16 protein-coding genes are annotated in these 15,705 nt (G+C 73.1%); 8 read left to right on the top strand and 8 right to left on the bottom strand.

The genetic code is table 11. The annotated features are described in order from the left end of the window. The first annotated feature begins 54 nt into the window (after positions 1–54). The gene (locus Prum_RS09015; protein WP_173075570.1) at positions 55–354 is read left to right on the top strand and encodes a hypothetical protein; all 300 of its coding nucleotides are present in this window, start codon (positions 55–57) and stop codon (positions 352–354) included. Next, positions 351–1,922, top strand: coding sequence for an amidase (locus Prum_RS09010; RefSeq protein WP_246277761.1), 1,572 nt, complete (start codon positions 351–353; stop codon positions 1,920–1,922). Before Prum_RS09015 ends, Prum_RS09010 begins: the two co-directional genes overlap by 4 nt. Before the next feature lie 4 nt (positions 1,923–1,926). On the opposite strand, the gene Prum_RS09005 is transcribed toward Prum_RS09010, so the two are convergent. The 5 genes from Prum_RS09005 to Prum_RS49355 all read right to left on the bottom strand — a co-directional run bounded on the left by Prum_RS09005 (position 1,927) and on the right by Prum_RS49355 (position 6,084). Continuing rightward, positions 1,927–3,456 carry a putative PEP-binding protein gene (locus Prum_RS09005; RefSeq protein WP_173075566.1) on the bottom strand — a complete coding sequence of 510 codons (1,530 nt, stop codon included), beginning with the start codon at positions 3,454–3,456 and terminating at the stop codon, positions 1,927–1,929. Continuing rightward, positions 3,453–3,887 carry a dihydroxyacetone kinase subunit DhaL gene (gene dhaL, locus Prum_RS09000; protein WP_246277760.1) on the bottom strand — a complete coding sequence of 145 codons (435 nt, stop codon included), beginning with the start codon at positions 3,885–3,887 and terminating at the stop codon, positions 3,453–3,455. Before dhaL ends, Prum_RS09005 begins: the two co-directional genes overlap by 4 nt. A gap of 207 nt (positions 3,888–4,094) precedes the next feature. Continuing rightward, positions 4,095–5,093 carry a dihydroxyacetone kinase subunit DhaK gene (gene dhaK, locus Prum_RS08995; RefSeq protein WP_173075563.1) on the bottom strand — a complete coding sequence of 333 codons (999 nt, stop codon included), beginning with the start codon at positions 5,091–5,093 and terminating at the stop codon, positions 4,095–4,097. Between the two features lie 206 nt (positions 5,094–5,299). After that, the gene (locus Prum_RS49360) at positions 5,300–5,725 is read right to left on the bottom strand and encodes an IclR family transcriptional regulator (RefSeq protein ID WP_218577160.1); all 426 of its coding nucleotides are present in this window, start codon (positions 5,723–5,725) and stop codon (positions 5,300–5,302) included. Then, positions 5,698–6,084 carry an IclR family transcriptional regulator gene (locus Prum_RS49355; protein ID WP_218577159.1) on the bottom strand — a complete coding sequence of 129 codons (387 nt, stop codon included), beginning with the start codon at positions 6,082–6,084 and terminating at the stop codon, positions 5,698–5,700. Before Prum_RS49355 ends, Prum_RS49360 begins: the two co-directional genes overlap by 28 nt. A 67-nt stretch (positions 6,085–6,151) precedes the next feature. On the opposite strand from Prum_RS49355, the gene dhaM reads away from it, so the two are divergent. The 6 genes from dhaM to Prum_RS08960 all read left to right on the top strand — a co-directional run bounded on the left by dhaM (position 6,152) and on the right by Prum_RS08960 (position 10,698). Next, a complete protein-coding gene (dhaM, locus tag Prum_RS08985) occupies positions 6,152–6,544 on the top strand; it encodes a dihydroxyacetone kinase phosphoryl donor subunit DhaM (protein WP_173075561.1) in 393 nt (130 codons plus the stop codon). After that, positions 6,528–6,788: an HPr family phosphocarrier protein gene (locus tag Prum_RS08980; protein ID WP_173075560.1), complete on the top strand. Its 261-nt coding sequence runs from the start codon at positions 6,528–6,530 to the stop codon at positions 6,786–6,788. The genes dhaM and Prum_RS08980 overlap by 17 nt, the downstream gene beginning before the upstream one ends. A 94-nt stretch (positions 6,789–6,882) precedes the next feature. Continuing rightward, entirely contained in the window at positions 6,883–8,340 is a 1,458-nt protein-coding gene (pyk, locus tag Prum_RS08975; protein WP_173075558.1) for a pyruvate kinase, read from the top strand. Further along, positions 8,337–9,218 carry an acyl-CoA thioesterase gene (locus Prum_RS08970; RefSeq protein WP_173075556.1) on the top strand — a complete coding sequence of 294 codons (882 nt, stop codon included), beginning with the start codon at positions 8,337–8,339 and terminating at the stop codon, positions 9,216–9,218. Before pyk ends, Prum_RS08970 begins: the two co-directional genes overlap by 4 nt. A gap of 32 nt (positions 9,219–9,250) precedes the next feature. After that, entirely contained in the window at positions 9,251–9,700 is a 450-nt protein-coding gene (locus tag Prum_RS08965; RefSeq protein WP_173075554.1) for an RrF2 family transcriptional regulator, read from the top strand. Between the two features lie 83 nt (positions 9,701–9,783). Then, complete coding sequence (locus Prum_RS08960) at positions 9,784–10,698, top strand: sulfite exporter TauE/SafE family protein (RefSeq protein WP_173075552.1); 915 nt, start codon at positions 9,784–9,786, stop codon at positions 10,696–10,698. Positions 10,699–11,276: 578 nt separating this feature from the next. Here Prum_RS08960 and Prum_RS08955 read toward each other — a convergent pair. The 3 genes from Prum_RS08955 to Prum_RS08945 are packed head-to-tail and all read right to left on the bottom strand — an operon-like array spanning position 11,277 to position 15,647. Continuing rightward, positions 11,277–11,888 (bottom strand): HdeD family acid-resistance protein, encoded by a 612-nt coding sequence (locus Prum_RS08955; protein ID WP_173075550.1) that lies wholly within the window; start codon positions 11,886–11,888, stop codon positions 11,277–11,279. A gap of 26 nt (positions 11,889–11,914) precedes the next feature. Further along, positions 11,915–12,976, bottom strand: coding sequence for a LacI family DNA-binding transcriptional regulator (locus Prum_RS08950; RefSeq protein ID WP_246277759.1), 1,062 nt, complete (start codon positions 12,974–12,976; stop codon positions 11,915–11,917). Then, positions 12,969–15,647 carry a glycoside hydrolase family 3 protein gene (locus tag Prum_RS08945; RefSeq protein ID WP_246277758.1) on the bottom strand — a complete coding sequence of 893 codons (2,679 nt, stop codon included), beginning with the start codon at positions 15,645–15,647 and terminating at the stop codon, positions 12,969–12,971. Before Prum_RS08945 ends, Prum_RS08950 begins: the two co-directional genes overlap by 8 nt. Between the last annotated feature and the right edge of the window lie 58 nt (positions 15,648–15,705).

Genomic DNA, 15,705 nt, shown 5'->3' with positions numbered 1-15,705 from the left:
GGACGTGATCTTGGGGACACGGGGACGACACAGGTGGCGCCAAGAGTGGCTGCCATGGCTCCCACCCCACCCACGGACGCCGAGCTGGACGTGATGATCAGGGCTCGGCTGGCCTCCATCGGTATCGACCTCGACCAACTGCCGCCCGGCACCGCCGCTGACCCGGTCACCGGCTCGCCGGGGCGGGACTCCGTGCTCGCTTCGCTGCGCTCGTTCGTCCGGGGAACCGTGACGGCGCTCGCCGCGTACCAGCTTCCGGCGCCAGCGGGCAGCAACCCGGCCCACGCGGCCGCGCTGTCACAGCAGGCCGCGCCGATGCTCTACCCCTCGATCAGCCTGGAGTGGCGGAAGTGAACCCTCTTGCCCGCCGCACGTTCCTCGCCCACAGCACGGCGCTGGCCGCCGGTGCCGTGCTCGCCCCGACCGCCGCGCTGGCGGGGCCACCGTCCTTTTCGGACGATGCCTACACGAAGCCGCGCCCCGAGGCCCTCGCCGACCCGACCGAGCTGACCCTCGCCGAAGCCGCCTGGATGATCCGCAACCGCAAGCTCTCGCCGACCGAGTTGGTGGAGGCGTACCTGGCGCGGATCGCCGCGTACGAGTCCACGTATCAGGCGTTCAACACGGTGCTCGCCGACGAGGCGCGGGCCGCCGCCAAGGCCGCCGGACGCCGGACCGGCCGCGGGCCGCTGCACGGCATCCCGCTGGCCATCAAGGACAACTACTACACCGCCGGCGTGCGGACGACCGCGAACTCCTTTCTCTTCCAGGACTTCGTGCCGCCGTACGACGCCACGGCCGTGGCGCGGCTCAAGGCGGGCGGCGCGATCGTGCTCGGCAAGACGCAGATGGGTCCGCTGGCGACCACCCGCGCCACCACGCCGGCCGGCGTCATCACCACGGTCAACGCGTGGACGCCGACCGTGCCCGGCACCGACCCGGGTGGCTCGTCGACCGGCACCGCCACGTCGGTGGCCGGCCGGATGGCGGCGTCCGGCACGGGGACCCAGACCGGCGGCTCGATCACCGCGCCGTCCAACGCGCAGAACCTGACCGGGCTCAAGCCCACCATGGGCCGGGTGTCCCTGCACGGCATCATCCCGCTCAGCTACACCCGCGACCACCCCGGCCCACTCGCCCGGGACGCCAAGGACGCGGCCATCATGCTGGCCGCGATGGCGGGGGAGGACCCGAGCGACCCGCGTACGCAGGGCCTGCCCGCCGTGCCCGACCTGGTGCGCGCGGCCACGCCGGTCCGCGCCGGTGGCAAGGTCCGCGCGCGCTGGAACACGCGCGTCGGCGTGCTTCCCGGGTACGCCGACGGCACATCCGCAACGGCTGAGGCGCGCCGGGCGTTTCTGGCCACTGTGGACGCCATCCCGGGTGTGTCGCTTGTGGACGTGCCGGTGCCGGACGAGTGGGACCTGCTGACCGGCGGGGCGTTCAACAACGTGCGGCTGCCCGAGCGCAGCGAGCCGTTCATGCCGTACCTGCGTACGGATCTGCGGGGCTTCGGCGTCTCGGTGACCGGGTGGCTGCAGGGCGCGCTGCTGGGCGCGAACGAGTTCCTCACCGGGCAGCGCGCCAAGCTGCTGCTCATCGAGCGGGTGCTGGACCAGGTCTTCGCGAAGTGCGACGTGGTCGTGCAGACCGGGCCGGTGCCGTTCGACATCCTGGGCCTTCCGGAAATCGGCTTCCCGATCGGGTTCACCGCGACGGGCGTGCCGATCGGCGCGATCCTGGGCGGCCAGCCGTACGCCGAGGACCGCCTGCTGTCGGTGGTCGCCGCGTACCAGGCCGTCTCCGACTGGCACTGGCGCCGGCCGCCGAACCCGCCGGCGGCGACGGCACTGCGGGCGGCGGGCGTGGCACCGGACCGGGGCCGGCTCACCGCCGAGGAGGTCGTCGAGCAGATGCAGTGACGCCCTATGCCAGCAGGACGGCGGCCCGTGCGCGGCACTCCGCCAGGTCGAGGGAGCGCACCAGCGCGCGTACGGCGTCCAAAGCGGACGGTGTGACCGACAGGGTCGTGCACCCCACGCCGAGCAGGAGCGGGATCACGGAGGCGTCGGCGGCCGCGTCGCCGCACACCGATACCGGCCGGCCGTGGCGGTCGCCGGCGCGTACCACGGCGGCGATCGCGCGCAGCACCACCGGATCGGCGGCGCGTGCCGGGGTCAGTCGCGGGTCCTGGCGGTCCAGGCCGAGCAGGGCGGCGGTCAGGTCGTTCGTGCCGATGGAGAGGAAGTCGGCCGCCGCGGCGAGCGCGTCGATGTCCTCGACCGCCGCCGCCAGCTCGACCATCGCGCCGAGCGGCACCGGGGCGGCCAGCAGGGGACGGGCCGCGCGCAGCTGGGCGGCCGAGGCGACCATCGGCAGCATCACCCGCAGTTCGGTGCCGGCGCCGGCCGCCACGATCGCCCGGAACTGAGCGGCCAGCGCGTCCGGCGGCGGCGTCACCGACCGTCCGATGAGGAACGGCGGAAGCTTGTCCGGCGCGAAGTCGAGCGCGCGGACGGTGGCGACCCGGCCGGCCAGCGGGGCGAGCACGGGGCGCAGCGCGGCCGCGTGCGCCGCCTCGTCCGGCCAGTCCGTCGCAGCCAGGAACGGCAGCTCGGTGCGGACCAGCCCGGCCCCGGCCGCGCCGCCGGCCACCGCGGCGGCCGCCTCGCCGGGGGTGGCGACGTTGGCCAGCAGCGTGACCGCGTGGCCGTCGCGGGTGACGGCGGGCAGGGTCCGCCCGGCCGCCAGGTCGGCCCGCCGCCCGGCGGCGGCCCGCATCGCCGCCCGCGCGGCCCGCTGCTCGTCCGCCGTCGGGTCGACGACCAGGACCGCCCCGTCGACGATGGCGAGAGCGCCGCCGGCGGCCGCCGGCTCTATCCCAAACACCAGTGGTACGCCCAGCGCGCGGGCCACGATGCCGACGTGCGCGTTGGGTCCGCCCAGTGTGGACACCGCCCCGGCCAGCCCGTCCGCGGCGTCGAGCAGGTCGTCGGCGCCCAGCTCGTGCCCGACCAGCACCACCGGGCCCTCCACAGTGGATCCTGTGTCGCCGGTCAGCGCGGCCACCACCCGCCGCCCCACCTGCCGTACGTCGGCCGCCCGCCCGGCGAGGGTCGGGTCGGGCAGGGCGGCCAGCACGCCGGCGTACCGGGCGGCCGCGGCGGTCACGGCCCGGTCGGCGGGCACGCCGGCGCGTACCTCGCTGACGGCCGCGCTCCGCAGGTCGGGGTCGTCGGCGATGAGGGCGGTGGTGTCCATGATGTCCGCCGGCTCGGTGTGGCCGCCGGCGCGCAGTTCGTCGGCGCGCTTGCGCAGCAGGGCGGCCACCGCGTCGAAGGCCGCCTCGACCGCGTGCGCGTCCACGGTGGAGGGCGCCGTCCCGGCGACCGGGTCGACCCGCCGGATCCGGCCCAGACCCACGCCGGGTGAGCCGGCGACGCCCTCGTACCTCATGTCGTGATATCCGCCAGTGCCTGGAAGATGAGCCACGTCGACGTCGCGCCCGGATCCTGGTGGCCGACGCTGCGTGGGCCGAGGTACGACGCCCGGCCCTTGCGCGCCTGCAGGGCGGTGGTGGCCCGCATGCCCTCGGCGGCCGCCTCCGCCGCGGCCCGCGCCGCCGCGCCCAGCCCTTCGTCGTTCGCCTTCTCGAACGCGGCCACGGCCGGGCCGTACGCGTCGACGATGGTCTTGTCGCCGGGCACCGCGGCGCCCAGCTTCTGGACCGCCGCGAGGCCGGCGCGCAGTGCCTGGCCGAGGCTGGCGACGTCCACTGTGGAGTCTGGCGGCAGTGCCTTGCCGATCGCCCGGAACGCCGTGCCGTACAGCGGTCCGGCCGCGCCGCCCACCTTGGAGATGAGCGTCGAGCCGGTCTTGACGAGCACCTCGCCGACCGTCGCCGGGGCGGGCCGTCCAGCGCGGCGAGGACCGCGGTGAAGCCTCGGTTCAGGTTGACGCCGTGGTCGGCGTCGCCGATCGCCGAGTCGAGCTGGGTGAGGTAGTCGGCCTGCTCGGCGACCGCGGCGGCGATGGCGGCGATCCACGAGCGGGCGAGCGCGACGTCCACGGTGGCCTCCCTGCGAGACAGCTAGCTATGCACCCCAGCGCAGCGCCGGGGTGCGGACCGGAGCGTCCCACAGTCGCAACACTTCCGCGTCGGCCCGACACACGGTAACCGACATGCCGGCCATATCCAGGCTCGTCACATAGTTACCGACCAGGTTGCGGGCTATCCGTACGCCGGCCTTCTCCAGGCCGGCCGCGACCGCGCCGTACAGCAGGTAGAGCTCGATGAGCGGGGTGCCGCCCAGCCCGTTGACCAGGACGATGGCCTCGGAGCCGGCGGCCAGCGGCTTGGCGCTCAGGATCGCGTCCAGCGCGAGCGCGACCACCTGCTTGGCGGGCAGCAGCTTTTCCCGGCGCCGGCCCGGCTCGCCGTGGATGCCGACCCCGACCTCCATCTCGTCCTCCGGCAGCTCGAAGCCCGGCTTGCCGGCCGACGGCGTCGTGCACGCGGTCAGGGCCACCGCGAACGAGGCGCTCGCCTCGTTGACCCGGGCGCCGGCGGCGGCGACCGCGGCGGCGGAGGCGCCGGTCTCGGCGAGCGCGCCGGCCACCTTCTCCACGATCAGGGTGGCGCCGGTGCCGCGCCGGCCGGCGGTCCAGGTGGAGTCCTCGACCGCGACGTCGTCGTCGACCAGCACGGAGTGCACCTCGACGCCCTCGTCGCCGGCGAGCTCGGCGGCCATCTGGAAGTTCATGACGTCGCCGGTGTAGTTCTTCACGATGTGGACGACGCCGGCACCGCCGTCCACCGCCTTGGTCGCGGCGAGGATCTGGTCCGGCACGGGGGAGGTGAACACCTCACCCGGGCACGCCGCGTCGAGCATGCCCATCCCGACGAAGCCGCCGTGCAGCGGCTCGTGCCCGGAACCACCGCCGGAGATCACGCCGACCTTGCCCGGCCGGGGCGCGTCCGCCCGTACGATGATCTGTTGCTCGACGTCGACGCGCAGGTCGGGATGGGCGGCGGCGATGCCGGCGAGCGCTTCCCGGACGACGGCGTCAGCATCGTTGATGAATTTCTTCACGGCCGGGCTCCTTCCGCGGTGGCTTGCATGGCTCCGATGGTGCGCGCTGGATCGATGGAAGCGCCATGGGTCGACCATGATCGATACGTCGTTCAGTAATACTGAACTGTGTTCGGACCGTAGACCCGCTGCGTGCAATGTGTCAAGAGCGCTAGGAGGGGACCCCTCCTATGCAGAAAGCGTTAACAGGGTGCCCTTCCTTGCACTCAGGAGGCGGTGGCCCAGCGGCGGCGCGTGGCCGGGCGGCCCGCGCCGAGGTCGCGGGACAGGTGCCGCGCCGTCTCCCGGACGGACACGGCCAGCGCGTCCCGGACGTCGTCGGCCAGTAGCCGCTCGACCGGCCCGACCGCCCCGATCGCGCCCACCACCTCACCGGTGTGGTCGAACACAGGTGCGGCGACGCCGGCGTCGCCGATCGCCGCCTCGCCGTCCTCCAGGGCGTACCCGGTCGCGCGTACCCCATCGAGGGCCTGGACCAGCGCGGCGGGATCGGTCTGCGTGGCGCCGGTCAGCGCGGCGAGGTTGCCGCGCAGCAGCGCGGCGCGGTCGGCCTCGGGCAGGTGGGCGACGATGGCCTTGCCCAGCGCGCAGGTGTGCCACGGGATCACCGCGCCGACCTCGAGGATCTGCACGGCCCCTCGGGCCGGAACGCGTGGTGCACGACGAGCACGTGGTCGGCCGAGAGCACGCCGACCCAGACCGCCTCGTTGGTCCGGTTGGCCAGGCCGTCCGCCCAGGCCACCGAGCGCACCCGCAGCTCGTGCGTCTCCAGGTACGCGTTGCCGAGCTCCAGCAGCGCGGGGCCGAGACGGTACTTGCCGGTCTCGTGGTCCTGGGCGACGAGCTGGCCGGCCTCGAGCGTGCGCAGCAGCGCGTGCGCGGTCGGCTTGGCCACGCCGATGCGCTCGGCGACCTCGGTGACCCCGGCGCCGCGCGCAGCCCCGCCGAGCACGCGCAGGATCTCGATCGCGCGTGCCACCGACTGCACCATGTAGCCACCTCTGCATTGACCGGTTCGCTATTGCCGAACGGTGTTAATGACCATACCATTTTGGGTCATGACGAGATTCGTGGGCATCGTACTCGTCTCGCACAGCGCCGAGCTCGCCGCTGGTTTGCGGGAGCTGCTGTTGCAGGTCGGCGCGCGGACGCTCACGGTCCTGGCGGCGGGCGGGACCGACGAGGGCGGGCTGGGCACCAGCTACGACCTGGTGCACGCCGCCGTGGAGAAGGCCGATGCCGGCGCCGGTGTCCTCGTCCTGCCCGACCTGGGCAGCTCCGTGCTGACCGCGCGAGCGGTCCTCGACGACCACCCGCGTCCGGGGGTGGTGATCGTCGACGCGCCGTTCGTGGAGGGCGCGATCGCCGCCGCGGCCATCGCCGCCACCGGCGCCGACCTGCCGACCGTCGTCGCCGCGGCGGAGGAGGCCCGCGATGTCCGTAAGCTGTGAGACCGCCGTCGTCCTGCCGGCGCACCTGCACGCGCGCCCGGCCGGGCAGGTGGTCCAGGCCGCGGCCCGGTTTCAGGCCGAGATCGAGATCGAGTACGGCGACCGCGTCGCCAACGCGCGCGGCGTACTCGCGGTGATGTCCCTCGGCGCGACCGCCGGTAGCACGGTGACCCTGCGCGCCACCGGACCGGACGCGGCAGCGGCGCTGGACGCGGTGGCCGGGGTTCTCGTGGCGTCACAGTAGTCAGCTAAAGTGCGCAGGACGGTCGCCGACGCCCGCCGCCAATGACATCCGACAGGGGTCCGCAAAAGGCTCCTTCGGCGGAGGGACTAGCCTGATGAGCGTGACTCGTCGCGCGAAGATCGTCTGCACACTCGGCCCCGCAACGGCATCTCCGGAGCGCATCCGGGGCCTGGTAGACGCGGGAATGGACGTGGCCCGGCTCAACTTCAGCCACGGCACGCACGCCGACCACGAGCAGGTCTACCACCACGTACGGCACGCGGCCCAGGCCGCCGGCCGCGCCGTCGCCGTCCTCGCCGACCTGCAGGGACCGAAGATCCGCCTCGGCAAGTTCGCCGAGAGCCCGGTCGACTGGCGCACCGGCGACTCCGTGGTGATCACGGGCGACGACATCATCGGCACGGCCGACCGGGTCTCCTGCACGTACCGGAAGCTGCCGCAGGAGGTCAAGGTCGGCGACCGGCTCCTGATCGACGACGGCAAGGTCGCGGTCGAGGTCACCGCGGTCAACGGCAACGACATCCGGTGCCTGGTCGTCGAGGGTGGCCAGGTCTCCAACCACAAGGGCGTGTCGCTGCCCAACGTGGCGGTGAGCGTGCCGGCGATGTCCGACAAGGACTCGGCCGACCTGCGCTTCGCGCTCGCGCTCGGCACCGACCTGGTCGCGCTGTCGTTCGTGCGCTCGCCGGAGGACATCAAGCAGGTCCACGCGATCATGGACGAGATGGGCGTGCGCCGCCCGGTGCTCGCCAAGGTGGAGAAGCCGGAGGCGGTCACCCACCTGGAGGCGATCGTCGACGCGTTCGACGGGGTCATGGTGGCCCGCGGTGACCTGGGTGTGGAGCTGCCGCTGGACCAGGTGCCGCTGGTGCAGAAGCGGGCCGTCCAGCTCTGCCGGGAGAACGCCAAGCCGGTCATCGTGGCGACCCAGATGCTCGACTCCATGATCGAAAATTCGCGCCCGACCCGCGCCGAGGCGTCGGACGTCGCCAACGCGGTGCTCGACGGCGCGGACGCGGTCATGCTGTCCGGCGAGACCAGCGTCGGCAAGTACCCGGTGCTCACGGTCAGCACCATGGCCAAGATCGTGACGACCACCGAGGCCGGCTCGATCCCGGTGCCGCGGCTGCAGCACGACCCGCGTACGCACGGCGGGGCGCTCACCGTCGCCGCCTCCCAGATTGCGCGCAATATCGGAGCGAAGGCGCTCGTCGCGTTCTCGCAGACCGGCGACACCGTGCGCCGGCTGTCCCGGCTGCACTGCGAGCTGCCACTGCTGGCGTTCACGCCGGTGCCCGAGGTGCGCGACCAGCTCGCCCTCTCGTGGGGCGTGGAGACGTTCCTGGTGCCGTTCGTGCAGCACACCGACGACATGTTCCGCCAGGTCGACCAGGCCATGCTCGGCCTGGGCCGGGCCAACCCGGGCGACTACGTGGTGGTCGTCGCGGGCAGCCCGCCCAACGCGCCCGGCTCCACCAACACCCTGCGCGTACACCAGCTCGGCTCCCTGGTCGACGCGGCGACGGCGGCCGCCCGCAATCCGGCGGCATGACCTCAGGTCCACTCGTCGGCCAGGCGGCCGTTGACCAGCTCCTGGAGGTCCTCGACCTGCGGGAGCTGGACGGCTCGACGTTCCGGGGGATCAGCCCGCCGGTCGGGCCGCAGCGGGTGTACGGCGGCCAGGTGGCCGGCCAGGCACTCGTCGCCGCCGGCCGCACCGTCGACCCGGCGCGGCTGGTGCACTCGCTGCACGGCTACTTCGTCCGGCCGGGCGACCCGGTCGAGCCGATCGAGTACCGCGTGGAGAACATCCGCGACGGCCGCTCGTTCTCGGTACGCCGTTCCGTCGCGTTGCAGCACGGCCGGCCGATCTTCTTCATGTCCGCCTCGTTCCACCGGCCGGAGCAGGGGCTGGACCACCACGCGCCGGCCCCGCCCGGGATCCCCGGCCCCGACGAGGTGCCGACCATGACGGAGCGGCTGGCCCGGTACGCCGACCGCGCCGGGATCTGGGCGGCGATCCCGCGCCCCATCGACGTCCGGTACGTCGGCGAGCCCGGCTGGGTCGCGCCCGGCGACCGCCCCGCCGACCCGTACCAGCGGGTCTGGATGCGGATCGACGGCAAGCTGCCCGACGATCCGCTGCTGCACGCGTGCGCCCTGGCGTACGCCTCGGACCTGACCCTGCTCGACTCGGTGCTGTCCGTGCACGGCGAGGTGTGGGGTCCGGGCGGCGTGGTCGGCGCGAGCCTGGACCACGCGCTGTGGTTCCACCGGCCGTTCCGCGCCGACGAGTGGTTCCTGTACGACTGCTGGAGCCCGTCCGCCTCCGGCGCGACGGGCCTGGCCACCGGCCGGATGTTCACCGAGGACGGCCGGCACATCGCGACCGCCGTCCAGGAGGGACTATTGCGCCGGGTGGGCGGCTAACGGTTCGGCATTCCGACCGGGATAATGGGAATATGCGACTGTCCGCCCGGGTCGACTACGCGCTGCGCGCCGCGGTCGAGCTCGCCACCGCCGTCGAGGGCCCGTTGACCGCCGAACGCATCGCGAAGGCGCAGGAGATCCCGCCCAAGTTCCTCGAAAGCATCCTTCTGCAGCTGCGCCGCGGTGGGGTGGTGCACGCCCAGCGCGGCCCGGAGGGCGGCTACTGGCTGGCCCGCCCGGCCGGCGAGATCACCCTCGCCGACGTCATCCGGGTGATCGACGGCCCGCTCGCGCACGTCCGCGGCCAGCGCCCGGAGGACCTCGGCTACCACGGCGCGGCCGCCGCGCTGCAGGAGGTCTGGATCGCGCTGCGCGCCAGCGAGCGGCAGATCCTCGAGCTGGTCACGATCGCGGACGTCGCGACGGGCAAGCTTCCCGATCGGGTACGTGACCTGGTGGCGGACCCGAGCGCCTGGGCGTAATCCCCATCCCACATCGCGGGGAGCGGTTGCCGTTCGCCCACTTTCTCGACTAAGTTGATGGGAATTAGCGAGGAGGTAGGAGCGTGCGGAAGCTGATCGTGTTGGCCCTGGTCGGGCTCGCCGCGCAACTCGTCGACGGCGCCCTGGGCATGGCGTACGGCGTGACCTCCTCCTCGCTGCTCCTCATCGCCGGGCTGGCGCCGGCGTCCGCGTCCGCCTCGGTGCACCTGGCCGAGCTCGGCACCACGCTCGCCGCCGGGGCGGCACACTGGCGCTTCGGCAACGTCGACTGGCGCGTCGTACGCCGCATCGCCCTGCCCGGCGGCATCGGCGCGTTCGCCGGCGCGACGTTCCTCAGCTCGATCACCACCGACAAGGCCGCGCCCTGGATGGCCGGCATCCTGCTCGCGCTGGGCATCTACCTGCTCGTCCGGTTCTCCCGCCCGCTCGGTATCACCCGCTCGCGCAAGCCGCTGCGGTCGCGCTTCCTGGCGCCGCTCGGCCTGGTGGCCGGCTTCATCGACGCCACCGGGGGCGGCGGCTGGGGCCCGGTGGCCACGCCGTCGCTGCTGGTCTCCGGCCGGATGGAGCCGCGCAAGGTGATCGGCTCGGTGGACACCGCCGAGTTCGTGGTCGCGGGCATGGCCAGCGTGGGCTTCCTCATCGGGCTGGGCTCCGAGGGCTTCGTGCTCCCGACGGTCGCGGCCCTGCTGGTGGGCGGCCTGATCGCCGCGCCCATCGCCGCCTGGCTGGTCCGGATCGTCCCGGCCCAGTTGCTGGGCGCCCTGGTGGGCGGGCTCATCGTGCTGACGAACGCGCGCACCATCATGCGGGCGTTCGACGTCCCGGAGGGTCCGCGCCCGTTCGTGTACGCGCTGATCGTGGCGGTCTGGGCGGCAGCGATCACCCTCGCCGTACGCGCCCTCCGCCGCACCCGCCGCCCCACCCCAACTCCCACCCCCACGCCGTCTCCAGTCCCGGCGCTAGACCCCGCCTAGCCCCCGCCCTCCCTTACCCCGCCCCGTCTCCCCGCTCTCCCCGCGCTCCCCGCGCTCCCCGCGCTCCCCGCGCTCCCCGCGCGGGGCCCCCTCTCCCGTGGATCAAGGGCAAACGGTCGTGCTTTGATCTCCGATCCACGACCGTTTGCCCTTGATCGACGTGAAAGTCCTTGATCGACGGGCTTGGGGTGGTGAGTCGCTCTGCGCGGGCGGGGTGCGGGCGGGCGGCCCCAAAAGGGGAGCCGTATACACGCGTGGGCGGGTATGGGGGAGCCGTGCTCAGGATTCGCGCCCCAAAGGGCTGCCCCTTTTGAGGGCTCGCGCGGGCGGGCTAGTGGACTTGGCGGGCAGGGCAGGAGATCGACGCCAGTCTGCGATGATCATGGGGTTAGCGCCGGGGAGAGCGCTTGCCGTGACGCTAACTTCATGATCACCGCGGCAAATCGGGTCCGCGCGCGAAGCGCGCTGAGGGGGCAGCACCAAACGGCACGCCCCGTGGCGGCGGGCCGCGGCGGTCCGGAGTTCGAATCGCGGACCGCCGCGGCGAGGGCAGGTGCGTGACCGGCCGCGCCCGAAGATCAGGGGGCCGCGGGTCCGGCGGCGGCGGCGCCGGGCGGCGCGGTGAAGCGGCCCGACGGGACGCGGTCGACGGCCTTGTTGAACTGGCGGAGCTGGAAGGCGAGCACGATGTCGGCGATGCCGCGGGCCAGGGCGACGCCGGCGACCAGCGCCACCAGCAGGAACGCCGACCGCACCCAACTGCCGGCGGCCCAGAAGCCGAGGAGCACCTCGACCACGCCGACCAGCACGAGCAGCCACCAGGCGTCGTTCTCCGACTTGGTCACGAAGCCCATGACCACGTCGAAGAAGCCCTTGATCAGCAGGTACCAGCCGACGAAGGCGGCGAGCCAGGCGAAGCCGGTGCCGGGGCGGAACAGGATCACGATGCCGGTGATCGTGAACAGCCCGGCGAGGATGGCGTGCAGCCAGCGCCAGCCGGGCGCCACGAACGCGTGCAGCAGCTCAGACGCCGCCGCGAACAGGACGACCAGGCCGGCGAGGACCGATACCGCCGCCACCGACGCGTCGTCGAAGCGCAGCACGATCCACGCGTAGATGATCCACAGGATGCCCGTGCCGAGGAACAGCCACCAGGGAGCCTTGGGCAAGACCACAGGAGAATTGGTCATGTCCCCATTACACGACAAATCCGGTATCAGCGGACCCCAACGGGGGAGAACGTGGCCGTGCTGGCGCGTACTGTGAGCCTCGGGTCGAGCAGGGTGCCGCCGGGCACCGGCTGGCCCTCCAGCTTGCGCATCAGCAGCGTCACCGCCTGGTGGCCGACCTCCTCGGCGGGGATCAGCACCGAGGACAGCGCCGGGCTGGCGCGTTCGGCCACCTCGTCGGGGCAGATCGCCACCACCGAGATGTCGTGCGGCACCTGCCGGCCGAGCAGCGGCAGGGCGGCCAGCACGTGTCCGACGGCCGCCTCGTTGTGTACGACGAGGCCGGACAGCCCGGGGTGGCGCTCCATGAGGCCGGCCAGCTCCTGGCGTACGGCGTCGAAGTTTTCCTCGCAGGGCTGGGCGATGGCCTCGATGCCGTACCGCTCGGCGGTCTCGGTGAAGCCGGCCCGGGTGCGGTGGGCGAACCCGGTGTCCCGCTCGTACACCACGGCGGGGGCGCCCAGCAGCGCGATCTGGCGGTGGCCGAGCGCCACGAGGTGGTCGACGCACACCGCGCCGGCCCGGTAGAAGTCGAGGTCGACGCAGGTGAGGTTGGCGGCCTCGGCGGGGAAGCCGATGAGCACGCTGGGGCGTTCCAGGTCGAGCAGCAGCGGCACGCGCGGGTCGTGCATCTCGATGTCCATGAGCACGATGCCGTCGACCATCGCGCTGGCGGCGATCCGGCGCAGCCCGGAGGGGCCCTCGTCGGCGGTGACGAGCAGGACGTCGTGGTCGAACTGGCGGGCGGTGGTCACCACCGAGGTGGCGAACTGCATCAGCACCGGCAGGTGCATGCCCGAGCGCAACGGCAGCACCAGCGCGATGACGTTGGCCCGCCGGCTGGCGAGCGCGCGGGCGCCGGCGTTCGGGTGGTAGCCAAGGGCCCGGATGCTGGCGAGCACGCGCTGCCGGGTGGTCGCCGAGATCGCCCGCTTGCCACTCAGGACGTACGACACCGTGCTCACCGCCACGCCGGCGTGCCGTGCCACATCGGTGATCGTGACCATGTCGGCGCGCTTCGCACCGCGGTTCGGCGCCGCATCAGTCACCAGACGCCTCCGTCCCGCCCGTTGTGAAGGTCAGACTGCTCACGGTAGCGCCTGGCGCCTCGAACGACAGGTAGAGGTCCCGTACTCCAGCCGCTCCGGTGATCGCGGCATGTACTTCGGTCCAGTCGTGACGGTCGTTGGCGGTAGGCACGACAATGCTTCCGGCGATCGGCCCGGACAGCGGGTCGTCCAGGCGCAGCGTCACACGGGCGCCAGCTGCTTCCCGGGTACGGCTGGTGACGCGCGCCGCCACCGCGCTCGCCCCGGCGCCGAAGTCGACCTGCTGGAAGCCGATCCAGCCAGCCGGCTCGGCGGCACCGACCGCGTCCGCGCGGTGTGGCTCGTCGTCCAGCAGGACCGTGCCGGCGTAGTCGTCGTGGTCCACCGCCCACAGTGGACTTTGTAGTGGCTGCCGAGGTGCTATCCGCTCCCCGCGTACGGACAGGGTGGTGGTCAGCGCGATGTCCGCGCTGGACCGTCCGACCTGGATGGTGTGCCGGGCCGTCTCGACCACGGTGTGCCCCCTGGTGACGTCCCAGAACGCCAGGTCGGCCGCCCGCAGCTCGAACGTCACCGTGGTCCGTTCGCCGGGCGCCAGCGTGACCCGGCGGAAGGCGCGGAGCTGGCGCAGCGGCTGCTTGACCCGCGAGCGCCGCTGCCGGGTGTAGAGCTGGACGACCTCGTCCCCGGCGCGGTCGCCGGTGTTCGTGACGTCGACGCTCACCGCGACCGTGCCGGTCTGGTCGACCTCCACAGTGGACAGGCGCAGGTCGGCGTACTCGAAGGTGGTGTAGCTCAGCCCGTGGCCGAACGGATAGAGCGGCCGGCCGCGGTAGTAGAGGTAGGTGGCGTCGCACGCGATGATGTCGTAGTCGAGCAGGTCCGGCAGCTCGGCCGCGTCGCGGTACCAGGTCTGGGTCAGCCGGCCGCCCGGGTCCGCCGCGCCGAGGAGCACGTCGGCGAGCGCGTTGCCGTACTCCTGGCCGCCGTGCGAGGACCACAGCACGGCCGGCAGGTGCGTGTCGGCCCACTCGATCGCGTACGGGTAGCTGCTGGTGACGACGAGCACGGTGCGCGGGTTGGCCGCTTGCACGGCCCGGATGAGCGCCTGCTGCGAGGGTGGCAGCGCCAGGTCGACCCGGTCCTCGGTCTCCCGACCGTTGATCATCGGGTGGTTGCCGACCACGACGATGGCGAGGTCCGCGTCACGGGCGGTGGTCGCGGCGTCCCGCGCGCCGTCCGCCACCAGCTCCACAGTGAACTGAGTCGCCTCAGCCTCCGTCGCGTTCGCGCGCAGGACTCCGTCGGCGTCCACGCTGACGTACCGGTCGGTGGCGAGGTGGTAGAGCAGTTGGCCGGTGCCGCGGTCGAGGATGCGGAACGTCTCCTGCACCACCCAGCCCCACGGCTGCGCGCGGTCGTTGACGAGCGTGCCCTCGTCGTCGACCCCGATGTACTTGCCGTTGGCCGCGGCCCGGAGCGCGACCACGCCCTCGCCCCAGTCGAAGAGGTCGAACCAGGTCTCCGGCGCCGGCGCCCCGTCGTCCGTCCGCAGAGCAGCGCCGACCGACCGGTCGGTCGCGCAGGCGTACCCGGTGATGCTGTGCAGCGCGATGCGGTCGACGCCCTCGTGAAAGGCCGCGGCCCCCGGGCCGAGGCGGGCGGCGATTCCCGAGTACGCGGTGACCGCGTACGGGAGGGTGCCGCTGTACCAGTCCTCCTGGACGGTGTCGGCGAACGGGCCGATGACGGCGACGCGCGCGGGCGTGGCCGGCAGGATGCCGTCGTTCTTGAGCAGCACCATGGACTGCCGGGCGGCCTCCCGGGCGAGCTCCTGATGCGCGGCACAGTTGATGACGTCCGCGGTGATGGCGGCGTACGGGTTGCGCTCGGGCGGGTCGAACTCGCCGAGCCGGAACCGGGTGACCAGGATCCGGCGCACCGCCCGGTCCACATCGGACTCGTCGATGAGACCGCGGTCCAGCGCCTCGCTCAGGCGGGCCACGGTCGGGGCGGAGTCGGGGCCGTCCTCGGTGAAGCTGTCGATGCCGGCGCGCAGCGCGGCCGCGTACCCGGCGGGGTGGTCCGCGTGGTAGCCCTGCGCGCCCGCGATGTTCGACGCGGCGGCGGCGTCGCTGACGACGAGCACCTCGCCGGTGGTCCACCGGCGCAACTCGGTGTCGATGAGCGGGCTGAGGTGGGCCGGCCGCCCGTTGACCAGGTTGTACGACGCCATCACGGCGACCGCCGCACCGGCCTCGATCGGCGCCCGGAACGCGGGCAGCTCGTACTCGTGCAGGACGCGGGGCGGCAGGTTGCTGGAGGTGGTGCAGCGGTCGGTCTCGTTGTTGTAGCCGAGGAAGTGCTTGAGCGTCGGCGCGGTACGCAGGTAGACCGGGTGGTCGCCGCGCAGGCCGGAGGCGTACGCGGTGCCCATGACGCCGGTGAGCCACGGGTCCTCGGCGTACCCCTCCTCGTTGCGACCCCAGCGTGGGTCGCGCAGCGGGTTGACGACGGGCGCCCAGACGTTGAGGCCGATGCGCTCGGGGTCCTTGTGGTGGAAGCCGCGCACCTCGTCGCCGACGGCCGCGCCCACCGCCGTGACGAGGTCGGGGTTCCATGTGCTGGCCAGGCCGACGGCCTGGGGAAGACGGTGGCCGGGCCGACCCACGCCAGCCCGTGCAGGGCCTCCGTGCCGGTGCGGAACGAGCCGAGCCCCAGGCGGGGGA

This window comes from Phytohabitans rumicis (assembly GCF_011764445.1).
GTDB lineage: Bacteria > Actinomycetota > Actinomycetes > Mycobacteriales > Micromonosporaceae > Phytohabitans > Phytohabitans rumicis.
Note: the sequence above shows the minus strand (reverse complement) of the source record. Positions and strands in the feature narration are given on the sequence as shown.

Bases quoted from the DNA above. Each gene is read 5' to 3' on its own strand.
- Prum_RS09015 (WP_173075570.1), top strand. From the start codon at position 55: ATGGCTCCCACCCCACCCACGGACGCCGAGCTGGACGTGATGATCAGG.
- Prum_RS09005 (WP_173075566.1), bottom strand. From the start codon at position 3,456: ATGAGGTACGAGGGCGTCGCCGGCTCACCCGGCGTGGGTCTGGGCCGG.
- Prum_RS49355 (WP_218577159.1), bottom strand. From the start codon at position 6,084: ATGGTGCAGTCGGTGGCACGCGCGATCGAGATCCTGCGCGTGCTCGGC.
- dhaM (WP_173075561.1), top strand. From the start codon at position 6,152: ATGACGAGATTCGTGGGCATCGTACTCGTCTCGCACAGCGCCGAGCTC.
- Prum_RS08980 (WP_173075560.1), top strand. From the start codon at position 6,528: ATGTCCGTAAGCTGTGAGACCGCCGTCGTCCTGCCGGCGCACCTGCAC.
- pyk (WP_173075558.1), top strand. From the start codon at position 6,883: ATGAGCGTGACTCGTCGCGCGAAGATCGTCTGCACACTCGGCCCCGCA.
- Prum_RS08970 (WP_173075556.1), top strand. From the start codon at position 8,337: ATGACCTCAGGTCCACTCGTCGGCCAGGCGGCCGTTGACCAGCTCCTG.
- Prum_RS08965 (WP_173075554.1), top strand. From the start codon at position 9,251: ATGCGACTGTCCGCCCGGGTCGACTACGCGCTGCGCGCCGCGGTCGAG.
- Prum_RS08955 (WP_173075550.1), bottom strand. From the start codon at position 11,888: ATGACCAATTCTCCTGTGGTCTTGCCCAAGGCTCCCTGGTGGCTGTTC.